This window comes from Pseudomonas sp. GW821-FHT07E12, assembly GCF_058986605.1.
The window spans coordinates 32,506-46,728 of sequence record NZ_JBYSVX010000006.1 but is presented as its reverse complement, the minus strand read 5'-3'; the positions used below and the strand labels follow the sequence as shown (position 1 = coordinate 46,728).

Here is a 14,223-nt window from a genome sequence, read left to right as displayed (position 1 = left end):
GATGGAGGCATTCAGGCAAGTTACCGGTGTGGCTGCGCCATTCCCGAAGAGCAACGTCGATACCGACGTGATCATGCCGAAGACGTTCCTCAAGGGTGTCGATAGAGCCGGGTTGGATATCGGTGTCTTCAACCTGCTGCGCTTCGATGGTGAACGGCCACGCGCAGATTTCATCCTCAACCAGCCGGGTTACCAGGACGCGCGCTTCCTTGTGGTCGGCCCGAACTTCGGTTGCGGCTCCAGTCGCGAGCACGCGGTCTGGGGGCTGTCGCAGCTGGGATTCCGCGCGCTGATCGGAACCAGTTTTGCCGGCATCTTCAACGACAACTGCCGCAACAATGGCCTGCTGACGATCACGTTGGAGCCGGCGGTGGTCGATGAGATCGTCGAGGTTATTTCCGCACCGGAAAAGAACCGGATCAGCGTGGATCTGGAGGCGCAGCTCATCCGGCTCGAGGCCGTGGGCCGCGAGATCCGTTTCGATATCGAACCACTTCGAAAGCAAGCGCTGCTTCAAGGTCTGGACAACGTGGGCATGACTCTCGCGCGCGCCGGGACGATCAGGTCTTTCGAACACAGCTACCGGCAACAACATCCATGGCTCTTCTGAGCTGAATCTGCACGAACACCCGGCTTCACGCAGCCGCTGACGAGGAAGGCGTCGGTGAGTGGGAGTGCCTGTCTTCGAACAATGGGAGGGTCGCATGTCAAGAGTCACCGACGTCACGGAGCAGGTCGCGCCGAAAGGCCTGCTTCTTTCCTGGACACACACAAAGATCGGACCGCTTCCACTGGCGGTCTACCTTGCGGCAGTCGCCGTGACGGCGTTTGCGGTCTGGGCCGAGAAGTTGCCCAACGACATCATCGGCGGACTGTGTGTGCTGATGCTCACAGGCTTCCTGCTGGGCAAGCTCGGCCAGACGATTCCGGCGCTGAGGCAGATCGGCGGCACCGCGATTCTGTGCCTGTTTGTTCCGGCGGCGCTGGTGGGCTACGGGCTGGTACCGGAATCGGTCATGAAGGCGGTCGGAACGACCTTCAAGACTGCCAATTTCCAGTATTTCTTCATCGCCTGCCTGGTAACCGGCTCGATCCTGGGAATGCCCAAGACGGTGCTCGTGCAAGGCTTCATCCGGATGGCCGTGCCATTGTTCATCGGCACGCTGTGCGCGGTGTCGGCGGGCATCCTGACGGGCATGCTGTTCGGCCACTCGCCGAAGGAAACCTACTTCTTCATCATCACCCCGATCATCGGCGGCGGTCTGGCGGAAGGTGTGCTGCCGCTTTCGATCGGCTACGCCGAGATGCTGAATCGTCCGCAGGAGGATCTGGTCGCGATGATGGTGCCAGCTGCCCTGCTGGGCAACGTGGTGGCGATCGTGGGATCAGGATTGCTTGCGCGGCTCGGCGAGCGTCGTCCTTCGCTGAGCGGCAACGGGATCCTGGTGAAGACCGGCGACGATGGAGTACAGACCCACAAGATGGTGGATCAGCCGATCGAACTCGGGCTGCTGGGCGCCGGTCTGATCCTCTCGTGCGGGTTCTTCATCCTCGGTGCGGTGATCGGAAAGTTCCTGGGAATTCCCGGTCCGATCCTGATGATCGTGACCGCCGTCATCGTGAAATTGACCGGCGTGCTCCCGGCGAAAATGGAGCTGGGTGCGTATCAGATCAACCGATTCATGGCGACGAACCTGACCTTCGCGATCCTGGTGGCGATGGGCGCCATGCTCGTGTCCTGGGATCAGCTGATTTCATCGCTCACGCTTGGCTACATCATGATCTGCACGACGACGGTGGTCGCGATGATCGCGAGCGGATTCTTCGTCGGGAAATGGCTCAACATGTATCCGATCGAGGCAGCCATCGTATCGGCATGCCACTCCGGGCTCGGTGGCACCGGTGATGTCGCCATCCTTGGGGCTGCTGATCGAATGGGTCTGATGGCATTCGCGCAGATCGCCACCCGCGTTGGAGGGGCGATCATGATCGTGACCGCGACGCTGTTGATGAAGGTTCTCTACTAGCTGCGGTATGAGCCTTCCTTCGGATACCCCCGGAGGAAGGCTTCAGCGCGAGAACTTCTTCGCGCCCACCACGCAGAGGATCACGGCGACGGTCACGCCGACCATGCCGATGCTGACGTGCTCATGCAGCAAGGTCGCCGCCAACGCCAGTCCGAAGAACGGCTGCAACAGCTGCAGCTGACCGACCGCCGCGATGCCGCCCTGCGCGAGCCCGCGATACCAGAACACGAATCCGATCAGCATGCTGAAAAGCGATACGTAAGCCAGGCCGATCCAGGCCGGCATGGTGATGCCCGAGAACGACGCGGGAAGCCGCACCAACGCCAGCACCGCCATCACCGGCAGCGAGAGCACCAGCGCCCACGAGATCACCTGCCATCCGCCGAGAGTTCTGGACAGGCGCGCACCTTCCGCATAACCGAGCCCGCAGACCAGCACCGCCAACAGCATCAGTACATCGCCCTTGGGCGACACGGTCAGGCCTTGGGACAGTGCGTAACCGACCACCAGCAGGCTCCCCAGCAACGAAAAGAACCAGAACGCCGCCGGTGGACGCTCGCCACCGCGCACGACACCGAACGCGGCGGTGCTGAGCGGCAACATGCCCAGGAACACGATCGAGTGCGCCGAGGTCACGTGCTGCAGTGCCAATGCGGTCAGCAGCGGAAATCCGACGACGACCCCCAGCGCCACCACCGCCAGCGGCAACAGCTGTTGCCGCGTCGGACGCCGCTGCTTGAACAACAGCAGAAGGCAGGCTGCAAGCAGGCCGGCGATGCTCGCCCGCGCCACCGTCAGAAATACCGGATCGAACTCCAGCACCGCCACGCGCGTCGCCGGCAACGACCCGCTGAAGATGAGCACGCCGATAAACCCGTTGATCCAGCCGCTGCGGTTCTTCTGCGCGATCGAGGGGGGCAGGCTGGCGGTGCGGTCCATGGCGGGGTCAGGCGTGTACGGGGATGCACATCGTATGCACCTGCGATTGATACAATCAAAAAATTGTCATGCATACATCGGGCGATGCACCAGGCACGCTACAAGACACTGGTTGACGCCTTCGCGGCGGATATCCGTTCGGGAAAACGGCCGCCCGGCACGCGACTGCCGACGCATCGGCAACTCGCATCCGAGCACGGCATTGCCTTGGTGACGGCCAGCCGGGTCTATGCCGAGCTGGAATCGATGGGCCTGGTCAACGGCGAAACGGGGCGTGGCACCTTCGTCCGCGAGACCTCGCTGCCGCCCGGCCTGGGTGTCGATCAGCCGGCGGTTGCAGCGGGCGTGACCGATCTCAACTTCAACTATCCCTCGCTGCCCGGGCAGGCCGAGCTGCTGCGCAATGCTCTGCGGCAACTGGCCTTGTCGGGTGACCTGGAAGCGCTGTTGCGCTACCAGCCGCATGCGGGACGAGCGCATGAGCGCGCGGTGATCGCCCGTCATCTGCTGGATCGTGGATTGCATGTCGAGGCGCAGCGCGTGCTGGTGGTCAATGGCGCGCAGCATGGATTGGCGGTAGCCATGATGGCGCTGCTGAAGCCCGGCGAGGTGATGGCCGCCGACGCGCTGACCTATCCGGGTTTCAAGGCGCTGGCCGAGTCGCTGCATATCGAAGTGGCGGCGATTCCCGCCACCGCATCCGGTCCGGATCTGGATGCGCTCGACCGCCTGTGTCGCACCCGCCGCGTCCGCGCCATCTATACGATGCCCACGCTCCACAACCCCTTGGGCTGGGTCATGGGCGCTTCCGAACGCGAACGCCTGATCGCAATCGCACGCAAACGCAACCTGCACATCATCGAGGACGCGGCCTACGCATATCTCGTCGAGAAAGCCCCGCCGCCGCTCGCCGAACGGGCACCGGAAAGAACCGTATACGTGTCCGGATTGTCCAAGAACGTCGCAGCCGGCCTGCGCATCGGCTTTGTCGTCGCGCCGCCGGAATTGGTGTCGGCGATCGAACGCGCAATCCGGGTGACGACCTGGAGTACCCCGGGTGTGTTGAGCGCGATCGCAACGGGCTGGATCGAAGATGGCACCGTTGCCCGCATGGAAACCGCCAAGCGCCGCGACGCGCGCACTCGCCAGACACTGGCCAGAAAACGCCTCGCCGGCATTCCCGGCATCGGCCACCCATCCTCGTACTTCCTGTGGCTACCGCTACCGGAAGATGCGAGAGCCGACCAGATCGCCAAGGCCTTGATGCAGCAGAACGTATCGGTATCCACCGCCGAGCCGTTCTGCACCTCGCCGCATGTGCCGCACGCGATTCGTTTGGCACTGGGTTCGGTGGAGATGAGCGCGCTGGATGATGCGCTGAACAAGGTGGTGCGTGTGATCGGGAGCTGTTCGTAGCATCGTCGTGGATGCCCGAGGACGCCGATATCGATCGCAGATGGCTGCTTCTGATGATCCGTGTCATGAATCGTAGGAGCGGGTCTACGTGGCCTCGGGCCATCAGCCGCGATGAAGCGTTCCCGGGAAAGCCCTGTCGCAGCTGACGCAGCTCCTACGGCGACCTGCAAACAACCGATGCGAAAATGCTTCAGCCGCGCAGGCCTGACTCGATCGCAGCGATATCGCTCTTTGCCGTGCCAATGAGGCGATGGATCGCTTCATGAAGGAGCAGCGGAAGCAGCCAGCTCAGCCAGAGCAAGATCGAGATCACCGTGGGCGACGGCGCCAATTTCATCGCGATCAAGCCATGCAGAAATATTCGGAACGTGATTGGAGAGAGCGTCACAAGATAGTTGCGGGTCATCCAGCGCCGATGCGGCAACACCCGGCCACGCTGGATCGCGATCAGCGCGATCAAGGCTGTGGTCAGCCATGCCAGTGCGGTGGAAGCAAACGCCGTACGGATTTCGATCGGAGATGGCGAGGTGGCAATCAGTCCGGTGGCACCGGTGCAGGCGATGAGCAGGCCGATCATGTAGATCCTGCCGATCCAGCGATGCAGGCGTGGGTAGGCACGTGGCCAACGCGTCAGGAACTGGAGCGGCCCCAGGACAATGGTCAACGCCCCGCCGGCAAGATGGGTCCACAACCATCCTCGCCGCGGCCAGAACATGGTGTAGGCACCCGGGTCCAGATGGCGGTACTTGCCGTAGACGGCCAGCAGGAAGTTGATGCTGATCGTTGCAAGTACCAGCCACACCACGGCCCAGCCGATGCGCCGGGCAAGGCGACCGCGAGTGGGGGAAGTGGCAACCTGGATCGCGTGCTCCATGTGCACCTCAGGCTTATGGCTGGCCCAAGGATACACAGGAGCGGCCGGGCCATTGGAAGTGCCGCCGCAGGCGCAGATCCACTCAGACGCACCGGAGGCCGGCGCCGCTTTCGCGTTGGCCAAACCGGTCATTCAACGCTGCAGTCCGCCGATGACCTTCGGCGGATGGCTTGCCCGCACGACACCCGCTGGAGGCGCTGGACCACGGTTGACAGGTGACCCGGTCGCAGGAACTCCTGGTTCAGGACACGGACTCGGATTGCCCTTGGCCGTTCTTCACCTTATCGCCGGGGAGAATGACGAAACTGAGGGCATACGGCGATGATGCGACGTTGCCAGAGGCTCGCTGTCTGCGCCTGCCACATCTATCGACGAGGTCCGCCATGATGCTTCGAACCATCTATGAAGCCCTGTTGCTCCTGCTCCCGCGCGAGACCATCGTGGATTGCGCGCAAAGTCTGTTTGCCGAGGGGAACGCGGTATGAAACTGATCCTGACCGGTGCCACCGGCTTTGTGGGCAGCGAGGTATTGCAGCAAGCACTCGCCGATCCAAGCATCGAGCGCGTCACCGTGCTGACGCGACGTCCGCTCGGCCGGAAGGAATCCAAGCTTGTCGAAGTGGTGCTGCGCGACTTCACCGACTTCAGCGACGTTCCGCCAGATGCCTTGCACGCCGACGCCTGCATCTGGTGCCTGGGCATTTCGCAAACGGCGGTGAGCCGCGACGAGTACGTGCGCATCACCCACGACTACACCATTGCGGCCGCGAAGGCGATGCTGGCCGCGAATCCGGATCTGCGCTTCTGCTTCCTCAGCGGCTCACGCGCCGACCAGCAGGAGAACACCTCGGTCTACTACGGCAAGATCAAGGGTCGCACCGAACGTGCGCTCGGCGAGCTGACACCGAATGCATACAACTTCCGCCCGGCGATGATTCGCGAACCGGGCGGCGTCACGCGACCTCCACTGCTGGCACGGATGCTGGTGCCACTCGCGTTGCTGCTCGACCGGTTCACCGACAACATCAGCGTCGAGTGCTGCCAGCTGGCCCGGTGCATGCTCGATGTCGCGAGCAACGGCAGTGACCAGCACATCTTCGAAAATGCGGCGATCAAACACTGGACGCGGCGCGGGTGAGCTGATTGCTCAGAGATTCCAATACAACTCGAGCGAGGACAGTTGGAAAAACGCGAATTGTCGGCAAGACCAGGCCTTAGCGAATGCCTGCTTGCAGCCGACAGCGACGATACGAAGGAAGGACTTTGGCGAGCCGCCGCCGAGCGTATGCCCGGATGGCGCCGCGAGGCATGACTTCATCGCTCAGGGCAATGACAACATCAGATGAAAGGCGCGATGATGCTTCCTCACCGGAAGCCCGTTAGCCATCGCCGTCGCCACCCCACGAGAACCCCATGAACCTCAGAACCGCCAGCCTTGCCCTGTTGCTGCTGCTCCTGGCCTTCATCCTGCAAGCCCGCCCACAACCGGGGCCGGGTACTCAGGAATCACAGGTGCGGGCTGACGACGGTCAGTCGTTGGCGGTGTGGTCGCGGGTGCCGGCGCAGCCGCGTGGGACGATCCTGCTGGTGCATGGCCGCACCTGGAGTTCGCTGCCGAACTTTGATCTGCAGGTGCCGGGCGAGCCGGCGGATTCGCGTTCGGTACTGGCGGCGTTGGCGCGTGCCGGTTACGCAGCGTATGCGTTGGACTTGCGCGGCTACGGCGCGAGTGCGCGCGATCGCAGTGGCTGGAACACGCCTGATCGTGCGGTGGCCGACGTTGAAGAAGTCCTGGCCTGGGTCGCGGCGCGGCATCCGCAGTTGCCGCCTCCTGCGTTGCTGGGTTATTCCAACGGTGCGCGGGTCGCGCTGCTGGTCGCGCAGGCGCAGCCCAAGGCGGTATCGGCGCTGGTGCTGTACGGCTTTCCGGATGACGTGGACGTGCCGGTCGCGGCGTCGGCATCGCCGGCGAAACCACCGCGCGAGCGCACCACGGCCGAGGGCGCGGCCTCGGACTTCATCACCGCAGGTGCATATCCGCCGGCGGTGCGCGATGCATACGTGGCTCAGGCACTGGCCGCCGATCCGTTACGGACAGACTGGCGTGCGTCCGAGCAGTTCGCGTTCCATCCGGAGCGGGTGGTCGGCACGCCGGTGTTGCTGATCCGTGGCGTCGGCGATCCGCTCGCCACGCAGGAAGAGAACGCCCACCTCTACGCCCGGCTGGGCAGCGAGGACCGGACCTGGGTGACGCTGCCGCATGCCGACCACGTCGCGCATGTCGAGGACACGCATGCGGCCTGGGTGGACGCGATCGTCGGGTTCCTGCGCCGGCCGCGCTGAGGCGGCGCCGGCCATTCGCACCGGGCCTGAATGGCTAAAAGGTCTATTTTTCCCAAAATGGGAAATTCGGCGTATGGTGCTGGCAAGCCCCCCGAGTGGATAGCGCGATGGAACTCCCCCTGGACCTGCTTGAGCTGGAAAAGACCCCCGCCGGCGACGTGAAGCAGAAGGGCTGGCCCAGCCTCATGCGCAAGGTGCGCGCGCGTGGTGCGGTGGTCATCACCAACCACAATCATCCCGAGGCGGTGGTGGTGGATGCGGAGGAATATCGCCGGCTGGTGAGCCAGGCCAACGCGGCTTCCGCGACGGTTTCGCGCGCGCAGTCGTTGAAGGTGCTGCAGTCGAGGTTCGATGAGCATCTGGCCTCGTTGAAGGATGGCGTCAGCCTGTCCAGGGCGCTGGGCAAGCCGGCGCGTCGGGGCAGGAAGATCAGCTTGGGCGGCTCGCTCTAGCCTGTGGCGAAGATCCTGGTGCTGGCCGGCGTCAATGGCGCCGGCAAGAGTTCGTTGCTGGGCGCGATGCTGCGCGAGGACGGGGCGAGCTGGTTCAACCCGGACGCGTTCACCAGAGGATTGGTGGAGCAGGGCTGGCCGCACGACGAGGCCAACGCCGAGGCATGGCAGGAAGGCACGCGGCGGTTGCGTCAGGCGATCGCCGATGGCGATGATTACGCGTTCGAGACCACGCTCGGCGCGAACACGATTCCCCGATTGCTGCGTGAAGCCTGCGCTGACCACGAGGTCACGATCTGGTTCTGCGGGCTGTCGAGCGTGGAGCTGCATATCGAACGTGTAGCCGCGCGAGTGGCAGCCGGCGGTCACGACATCCCCGATGCCAGGATCCGCGCCCGCTACGATTCATCGCGCGCGAACCTGATCGAATTGCTTCCGCATCTGAGCGCGCTGCACGTCTACGACAACAGCCGTCCGGCCGATGCTGAGGGTCAGGTCGAACCGTTCGTGGTGCTGGAAATGGATCGCGCCGGCATCCATTACCCGATCACACCCGAAGAGCTGGCGCAGACCCCGGAGTGGGCCAAGCCGATCGTCATGGCCGCGTTGGAAGTTCGCGTGCCGCGCTGAGCAGATGAAGTAGCGAACGAAACGCAGGCGGCTCGGCTGCAGAATCAAGCTCGGCAACTGCCCCTCAAGGCAAACTCGTGCAGCTGTCGGCGCATACCATCCAGCGAACGGCCTCCGGCGGCTGCTGAATGCAAACGCTGGGCGTCGCAATCAACCAGGCAAGCGAGGGCATCGGGCTTTGTTCTCTCATATCTTCGTCGGCGTCAAAGACTTCGATCGCGCGCTCGGTTTTTATCGGGCCCTGATGCCCGTTCTTGGGGTGCAGGAGCGTTTCTGCGAGCGGAGTCGTCCCTGGGCTGGCTGGCAGTCCCAGCCCGGACCGCGGCCACTGTTTCTCATCGGCATGCCGCATGACGAGCAGGCTCACCACGCGGGCAATGGTCAGATGGTCGCCTTTCTTGCCGACAGCAGAGCGGCTGTGGATCAGGCATACGCTGTTGCCCTGGCCAGCGGCGGTACATCCGAAGGTCAACCGGGCCTGCGGCCCGAGTACCACGCCAACTATTACGGTGCGTATTTCCGGGATACCGAAGGCAACAAGCTCTGCGTCGCCTGCCATTCCGCACCGGCCTGAGTGAGCGGCCGGCACGCATCTGCCGCGCAGGGCGCGGCGTCGGTCAGCTGAGCAGTGTGCCGAGCCGCTGTGCGGCGTCCTTCAGCGCCGGCAGCAGGCGTGTCTGCATCGCCTGCAGGTTCACGCGCCCGGCCTGGGTGCCGATGTTGAGCGCGGCGATCACCTTGCCGCCGCGGCCGTATACCGGCACCGCGATCGAGCGCAGGCCGATTTCCAGCTCCTGGTCGACCAGCGAGTAGCCCTCGCGTCGCACCCGCGCCAGCATCTCGGCGAATTCCTGCGGCTGGGTGATCGTGCGCTCGGTGCGTGGACGCAGCGGATTGCGTTCCAGGTAGGCGTCGAGCGTGTCGTGCGGGAGCGCGGCCAGCAGCACGCGGCCCATCGAGGTGCAGTACGCCGGCAGGCGGCTGCCGGCGCGCAGGCCGATCGACATGATCCGCACCGTCTCGGCACGCGCGATGTAGAGCAGGTCGTCGCCATCCAGCACGCCGAGCGAGCACGACTCGTGCACGGCGTCGCGCAGCGCATCCAGCACCGGTTGCGCCGCGGCGGTCATCGAAGAAGACGCGACGTAGGCACCACCGATGCCGAGCACGCGCGGCAGCAGCACGTAGCCACGGCCCTGCTCGCCGACGTAGCCCATCTTGCCGAGGGTGTAGAGCACGCGTCGCACCGCCGCGCGCGAGATGCCGGTCTCGCTGCTGATCTGCGACATCGTCACTTCGCGTGGGTGCTGCGAGAACACGCTGAGCACGGCCAGGCCGCGCGCGAGCGAGGTCATGAAATCGGGATCGCCCTGGACCTCGTTGATCTGCTGCATCAATTCGTGGGTGAGCCCACGTTCGGCGGCATTCTGGGAGGCCTTGGTCTTGCGGCGGGCGGGCTTGGTGGGTTCGGCCATCGGCTTGCTGGGCGGTCCATCGGGGTTCTGCCCCCATGGTAAGCGCTGCGTCCAGACCACGCCCATCCCGCCCCGGCGAATCCGGAGCGGGAGGCGCTGCTGTTACTGCTTGTCAGGCAGCGCGTAGGCGATCACGTAGTCACCGCGATCGGGCGACTGGCGCGCGCCGCCGGCGGTGATGACGATGTACTGCTTGCCGGTCCTGGTCGAGACGTAGGTCATCGGGCCACCCTGGCTGCCCACGGGCAGGCGGGCCTTCCAGATTTCCTTGCCGGTGGCGCTGTCGAAGGCGCGCAGGTAGTAGTCCTGGGTGCCGGCGATGAACACCAGGCCGCCCTGGGTCGAGAGCGTGCCGCCCAGTGTCGGCATGCCGATCGGGATGTGCATGCGCATCTTGATGCCGAGCGGACCGGTGTCCTGCACGGTACCGACCGGCACCTGCCAGGCGACCTGGCGGGTCTTCAGATCGATCGCGGTCAGCGTGCCGAACGGCGGTGCCTGGCAGGGGATGCCCAGCGCCGACAGGAAGCGGTTCTTGTCGACCGCATACGGCGTGCCCTTGAGCGGCACCGAGCCCATGCCGGTATTGACCGCCTCACCGCCGCCGGCGGTACCGCCCTTGTTGGCGGAGGGAATCATCTTGACCCACAGACCCAGACGCATGTCGTTGGCGAAGATGAAGCCATGCACCGGATCGGTCGACAGGCCACCCCAGTTCATGCCGCCCAGCGAGCCCGGGAAGGCCAGCGAGACATCCGTGCCCGGCGCGGTGTACAGGCCTTCGTAGCGCATCTGCTTGAAGGCGATGCGGCACAGCAGCTGGTCGAAGATCGTGGCGCCCCACATGTCCGATTCGGTCAGGTGCGGCGCGCCGATCTGCGGCATGCCCACCGACAGCGGCTGGGTGAGCGAGTACGGTTCGCCGGGGATGTTGCCGGCCTTGACCGGCACTTCCTTGACCTCGGTCAGCGGCTTGCCGGTGGCGCGGTCGAGCACGTACAGCTGCCCGGCCTTGGTGCCGATCACCAGCGCTGGCGTGGTGCTGCCGTTGGCGTCGGGGAAGTCGATCAGGCTCGGCTGCATCGGCAGGTCGAAGTCCCACAGATCGTTGTGGACGGTCTGGTAGACCCACTTCTCGTCACCGGTGGTCGCGTCCAGCGCCAGGATCGAGGCACCGTAGCGGTGATCGAGCGCGGTGCGCTCGACGCCGTACAGGTCGGTCGAGGGGCTGCCCATCGGCAGGAACACGGTGTTCATCGCCGGGTCGTAGGACATCGGCGCCCACGCGTTCGGCGTGCTGCGCGCGTAGCTCTTGCCGGCGGCCGGGGCCTGCTTGTCCTGCGGATTGCCCGGATCGAACGCCCAGCGCTGCACGCCGGTGATCACGTCGAAACCACGGATCACGCCGCCCGGCATGTCGGCCTGCACGTTGTCGGCGACGCGACCGCCGACCACCACGGTGGTGCCGGCGATCAGCGGTGGCGAGGTCAGCTGATAGAACGGATCGGGCGCATCGCCCAGGCCGCTCTTGAGGTCGACCTGGCCGTTCTGGCCGAAGCCCTGGCACAGCTCACCGGTGTCGGCATCGATGGCGATCAGACGCGCGTCGATGGTGTTGGTCAGCAGCCGGCGCTGGCAGTTGGCGCCTTCCGGCAACACCTCCGCGGTTACCGGCACCGCACCTGCGGCGGTCGGCTGGCGCAACGGGGCGGTGACGTCGAAGTAGGCCAAGCCACGGCAACGTTGCCAGACCGAGGAGGTCGCGTTGGTCTCGTGCTTCCACAGCTGCTTGCCGGTGCTGGCATCGAGCGCGATGACGTTGTTGTGCGGCGTGCACAGGAACACCTTCTCGCCGATCTGCAGCGGGGTGGTCTGGTCCTCGGCACCGTTGCCGGTGCTCTCGGCGATATCACCGGTGTGATAGGTCCAGGCGACCTGTAGCTGATCGACGTTGCTGCGGTTGACCTGGTCCAGCGCCGCGAAGCGGCTGCCGCCCTCGGTATTGCCGTAGTGCTCCCAGTTCTTCTGCGCATGCGCCGGATCCACCGGGGTCAGACCGGGGCCATTGCCCGAGGCGGTGACCGTCGGGTGCGGCACGAACATGCCGGCGAAGCCCGCCGCCAGCACCACGGCCAGTACCGCTGCCAGTGCATAGCCGCCGCGGCCGGTGCCTTTCCCGGCCGAACGCCTGAGGGTCGGATAGGCCAGTGCGACCAGCAGGCCGAGCACACCGGGTGCGAACAGTCGCGACACCAGCGGCCAGAATTCCGTGCCTGCGTCCCACAGCGCCCAAGCCACGCTGAGCACCAACGCGAGACCGTACAGCAGCGCGCCTGCGGGGCGGCGCCGGATGATGAGCACGCCGGCCACCAGCGTGGCCAGGCCCATCAACAAGAAGTACCCGCTGCCGCCCAGCGCGATCAGCTTGCCGCCGCCGGCCAGCAGCGCCAGCCCGACCACGCCGAGCAGGATGCCCAATATCCACAACAGTCCGCGGCCCAGGGCCGAGACTTCCGATTTCGTGTTCACGTTGCGCGATCCTCCGGAGTGGCGTTGCCGTCCGTCTGTGCGGTACGGCGCTTTGCCCGGGTGCTCCGCGCGTGGCGGAAGGCCCGGATTCCGATCACAGCAGAAAGCTGCTCCCGCGAGCCGAGGCTACGCCCGGCAGCGTGATGGTGCCGGTAGTCGGCCGGACCGCAGGTTTCTGTCGATCAAGTCGATTATCGCACTTCTGTGCGAATTTCGCGCTATCCGCGGCGAGGCCTGCCGATGCGTGTCTGCCGGAGCGGATGAGCTGGAGAATCAAGGCAACAAGCCGCCTGCCCGGCTGCGGAAAGGCAAGCCGACCCAGGACTTATTGATCAGTGGAGAGGGGCGGGTGATCCCGCCCGGAGCGACGATGCGACCGTTGCCTGCCGGCGAGCACGCGGTGCGGGCTCGCCGGGCAAGGTTACTTCTGCTTCTTTTCCTGCTTGGCGGCGCGCTTTTCCTTCAGCGTCTTGGTTGCCGGCTTCTTCGCGCTTTTCTTCTGGTCCATGCCCTTGCTCATGACACCCTCGTGCATGCTGGATTGATGGGAATGCCGCACGGCGCCATGACGGCACCGTGCATACGTCACTTTACGCCTGATACCGCCGTGCATGCGGTCTTTCCGACCGGTAGGTCATAATCCGCGTCCCCCTCGTTCCCGGTCCGCACGCTTCCTTGATGAAAACTCCCAAGAGCCTTCAACCGCTGATCGACGACGGCGTCATCGACGGCGTGTTGCGGCCGCTCAAGAGCGGCAAGGAAGCCTCGGTGTACGTGGTCCACGCCGGCGACGAGGTGCTGTGCGCCAAGGTCTACAAGGACATGGCCCAGCGCAGCTTCCAGGCACGCGTGCAGTACCAGGAAGGCCGCAAGGTCCGTGGCAGCCGTCAGGCGCGGGCGATGGGCAAGGCCACCAAGTTCGGCCGCCGCGAACAGGAGGCCGCCTGGAAGGACACCGAGGCCAATACGCTGTATCAGCTGGTCGATGCCGGCGTGCACGTGCCGCAGCCACGCGGCTACTTCCACGGTGTGCTGCTGATGGCGCTGGTCACCGACGCCGAGGGCCACAGCGCACCGCGCCTGGGCGAGGTGGAGCTGGAGCCGGAACAGGCGCTCGTCTTCCACGCGCGACTGATCGGCGACGTGGTGAAGATGCTGTGCCTGGGCCTGGTGCACGGCGACCTGTCCGAATACAACGTGCTGGTCGCGCCCGACGGCCCGATCGTGATCGATTTCCCGCAGGTGGTCAGCGCCGCCGGCAACAACGCCGCGCGCGACATGCTGCTGCGCGACGTGCACAACCTGCGCGACTGCCTGGGCCGCTTCGCCCCCGAGCTCAACGACACCCACTACGGCGAAGAGATGTGGGCGCTGTACGAGAAGGGCGAGCTGCGCCCCGACAGCGTGTTGACCGGTCGCTTCGTGTTCGACAAGCGCCGTGTCGACGTGCGCGCGGTGCGCGCCTCGATCGAGGATGCGCGCCAGGAAGCGATCATCCGCCAGCAGGGCCGCGAGGCGGCGGCGGAGAACGATTGAGG

At 65.2% G+C, this 14,223-nt stretch carries 14 protein-coding genes; 9 read left to right on the top strand and 5 right to left on the bottom strand.

Features of this window, described 5'->3' with window-relative positions:
* Window position 1 precedes the first annotated feature (1 nt).
* Together leuD and AC3WJE_RS05770 are read left to right on the top strand one after the other, a co-directional pair.
* Window positions 2–610 (top strand): 3-isopropylmalate dehydratase small subunit, encoded by a 609-nt coding sequence (leuD, locus tag AC3WJE_RS05775; protein WP_493729826.1) that lies wholly within the window; start codon window positions 2–4, stop codon window positions 608–610.
* A gap of 94 nt (window positions 611–704) precedes the next feature.
* Window positions 705–2,027: a 2-hydroxycarboxylate transporter family protein gene (locus tag AC3WJE_RS05770; RefSeq protein ID WP_493729825.1), complete on the top strand. Its 1,323-nt coding sequence runs from the start codon at window positions 705–707 to the stop codon at window positions 2,025–2,027.
* A 42-nt stretch (window positions 2,028–2,069) separates the two neighbouring features.
* On the opposite strand, the gene AC3WJE_RS05765 is transcribed toward AC3WJE_RS05770, so the two are convergent.
* A complete protein-coding gene (locus AC3WJE_RS05765) occupies window positions 2,070–2,966 on the bottom strand; it encodes a DMT family transporter (RefSeq protein WP_493729824.1) in 897 nt (298 codons plus the stop codon).
* Window positions 2,967–3,050: 84 nt separating this feature from the next.
* Between AC3WJE_RS05765 and AC3WJE_RS05760 the strand changes: the two genes are divergently transcribed.
* Window positions 3,051–4,382, top strand: a complete 1,332-nt coding sequence (locus AC3WJE_RS05760; RefSeq protein ID WP_493729823.1) for an aminotransferase-like domain-containing protein — start codon at window positions 3,051–3,053, stop codon at window positions 4,380–4,382.
* A 190-nt stretch (window positions 4,383–4,572) separates the two neighbouring features.
* Here the strand turns inward: AC3WJE_RS05760 and AC3WJE_RS05755 are convergent, their stop codons facing one another.
* Window positions 4,573–5,388, bottom strand: a complete 816-nt coding sequence (locus AC3WJE_RS05755) for a DUF2306 domain-containing protein (protein ID WP_493729822.1) — start codon at window positions 5,386–5,388, stop codon at window positions 4,573–4,575.
* A gap of 349 nt (window positions 5,389–5,737) precedes the next feature.
* On the opposite strand from AC3WJE_RS05755, the gene AC3WJE_RS05750 reads away from it, so the two are divergent.
* The 5 genes from AC3WJE_RS05750 to AC3WJE_RS05730 all read left to right on the top strand — a co-directional run bounded on the left by AC3WJE_RS05750 (window position 5,738) and on the right by AC3WJE_RS05730 (window position 9,255).
* Complete coding sequence (locus tag AC3WJE_RS05750) at window positions 5,738–6,394, top strand: NAD-dependent epimerase/dehydratase family protein (RefSeq protein WP_493729821.1); 657 nt, start codon at window positions 5,738–5,740, stop codon at window positions 6,392–6,394.
* Window positions 6,395–6,669: 275 nt separating this feature from the next.
* Complete coding sequence (locus AC3WJE_RS05745; RefSeq protein ID WP_493729820.1) at window positions 6,670–7,599, top strand: alpha/beta hydrolase; 930 nt, start codon at window positions 6,670–6,672, stop codon at window positions 7,597–7,599.
* 107 nt (window positions 7,600–7,706) lie between these two features.
* Window positions 7,707–8,051 (top strand): type II toxin-antitoxin system prevent-host-death family antitoxin, encoded by a 345-nt coding sequence (locus AC3WJE_RS05740; protein WP_493729819.1) that lies wholly within the window; start codon window positions 7,707–7,709, stop codon window positions 8,049–8,051.
* A 3-nt stretch (window positions 8,052–8,054) separates the two neighbouring features.
* Entirely contained in the window at window positions 8,055–8,681 is a 627-nt protein-coding gene (locus AC3WJE_RS05735; protein WP_493729818.1) for an ATPase, read from the top strand.
* Window positions 8,682–8,859: 178 nt separating this feature from the next.
* Window positions 8,860–9,255: a VOC family protein gene (locus AC3WJE_RS05730; RefSeq protein WP_493729817.1), complete on the top strand. Its 396-nt coding sequence runs from the start codon at window positions 8,860–8,862 to the stop codon at window positions 9,253–9,255.
* Between the two features lie 43 nt (window positions 9,256–9,298).
* On the opposite strand, the gene AC3WJE_RS05725 is transcribed toward AC3WJE_RS05730, so the two are convergent.
* From AC3WJE_RS05725 to AC3WJE_RS05715, 3 genes are all read right to left on the bottom strand, one after another.
* Complete coding sequence (locus AC3WJE_RS05725; protein ID WP_493729816.1) at window positions 9,299–10,156, bottom strand: IclR family transcriptional regulator domain-containing protein; 858 nt, start codon at window positions 10,154–10,156, stop codon at window positions 9,299–9,301.
* A 102-nt stretch (window positions 10,157–10,258) separates the two neighbouring features.
* Window positions 10,259–12,658, bottom strand: coding sequence for a glucose/quinate/shikimate family membrane-bound PQQ-dependent dehydrogenase (locus AC3WJE_RS05720; protein WP_493729941.1), 2,400 nt, complete (start codon window positions 12,656–12,658; stop codon window positions 10,259–10,261).
* Window positions 12,659–13,106: 448 nt separating this feature from the next.
* Window positions 13,107–13,298: a hypothetical protein gene (locus AC3WJE_RS05715; RefSeq protein WP_493729815.1), complete on the bottom strand. Its 192-nt coding sequence runs from the start codon at window positions 13,296–13,298 to the stop codon at window positions 13,107–13,109.
* A gap of 65 nt (window positions 13,299–13,363) precedes the next feature.
* On the opposite strand from AC3WJE_RS05715, the gene AC3WJE_RS05710 reads away from it, so the two are divergent.
* On the top strand, window positions 13,364–14,221 hold the full coding sequence (locus AC3WJE_RS05710; protein ID WP_493729814.1) for a PA4780 family RIO1-like protein kinase: 858 nt from the start codon (window positions 13,364–13,366) through the stop codon (window positions 14,219–14,221).
* Window positions 14,222–14,223: the final 2 nt, after the last annotated feature.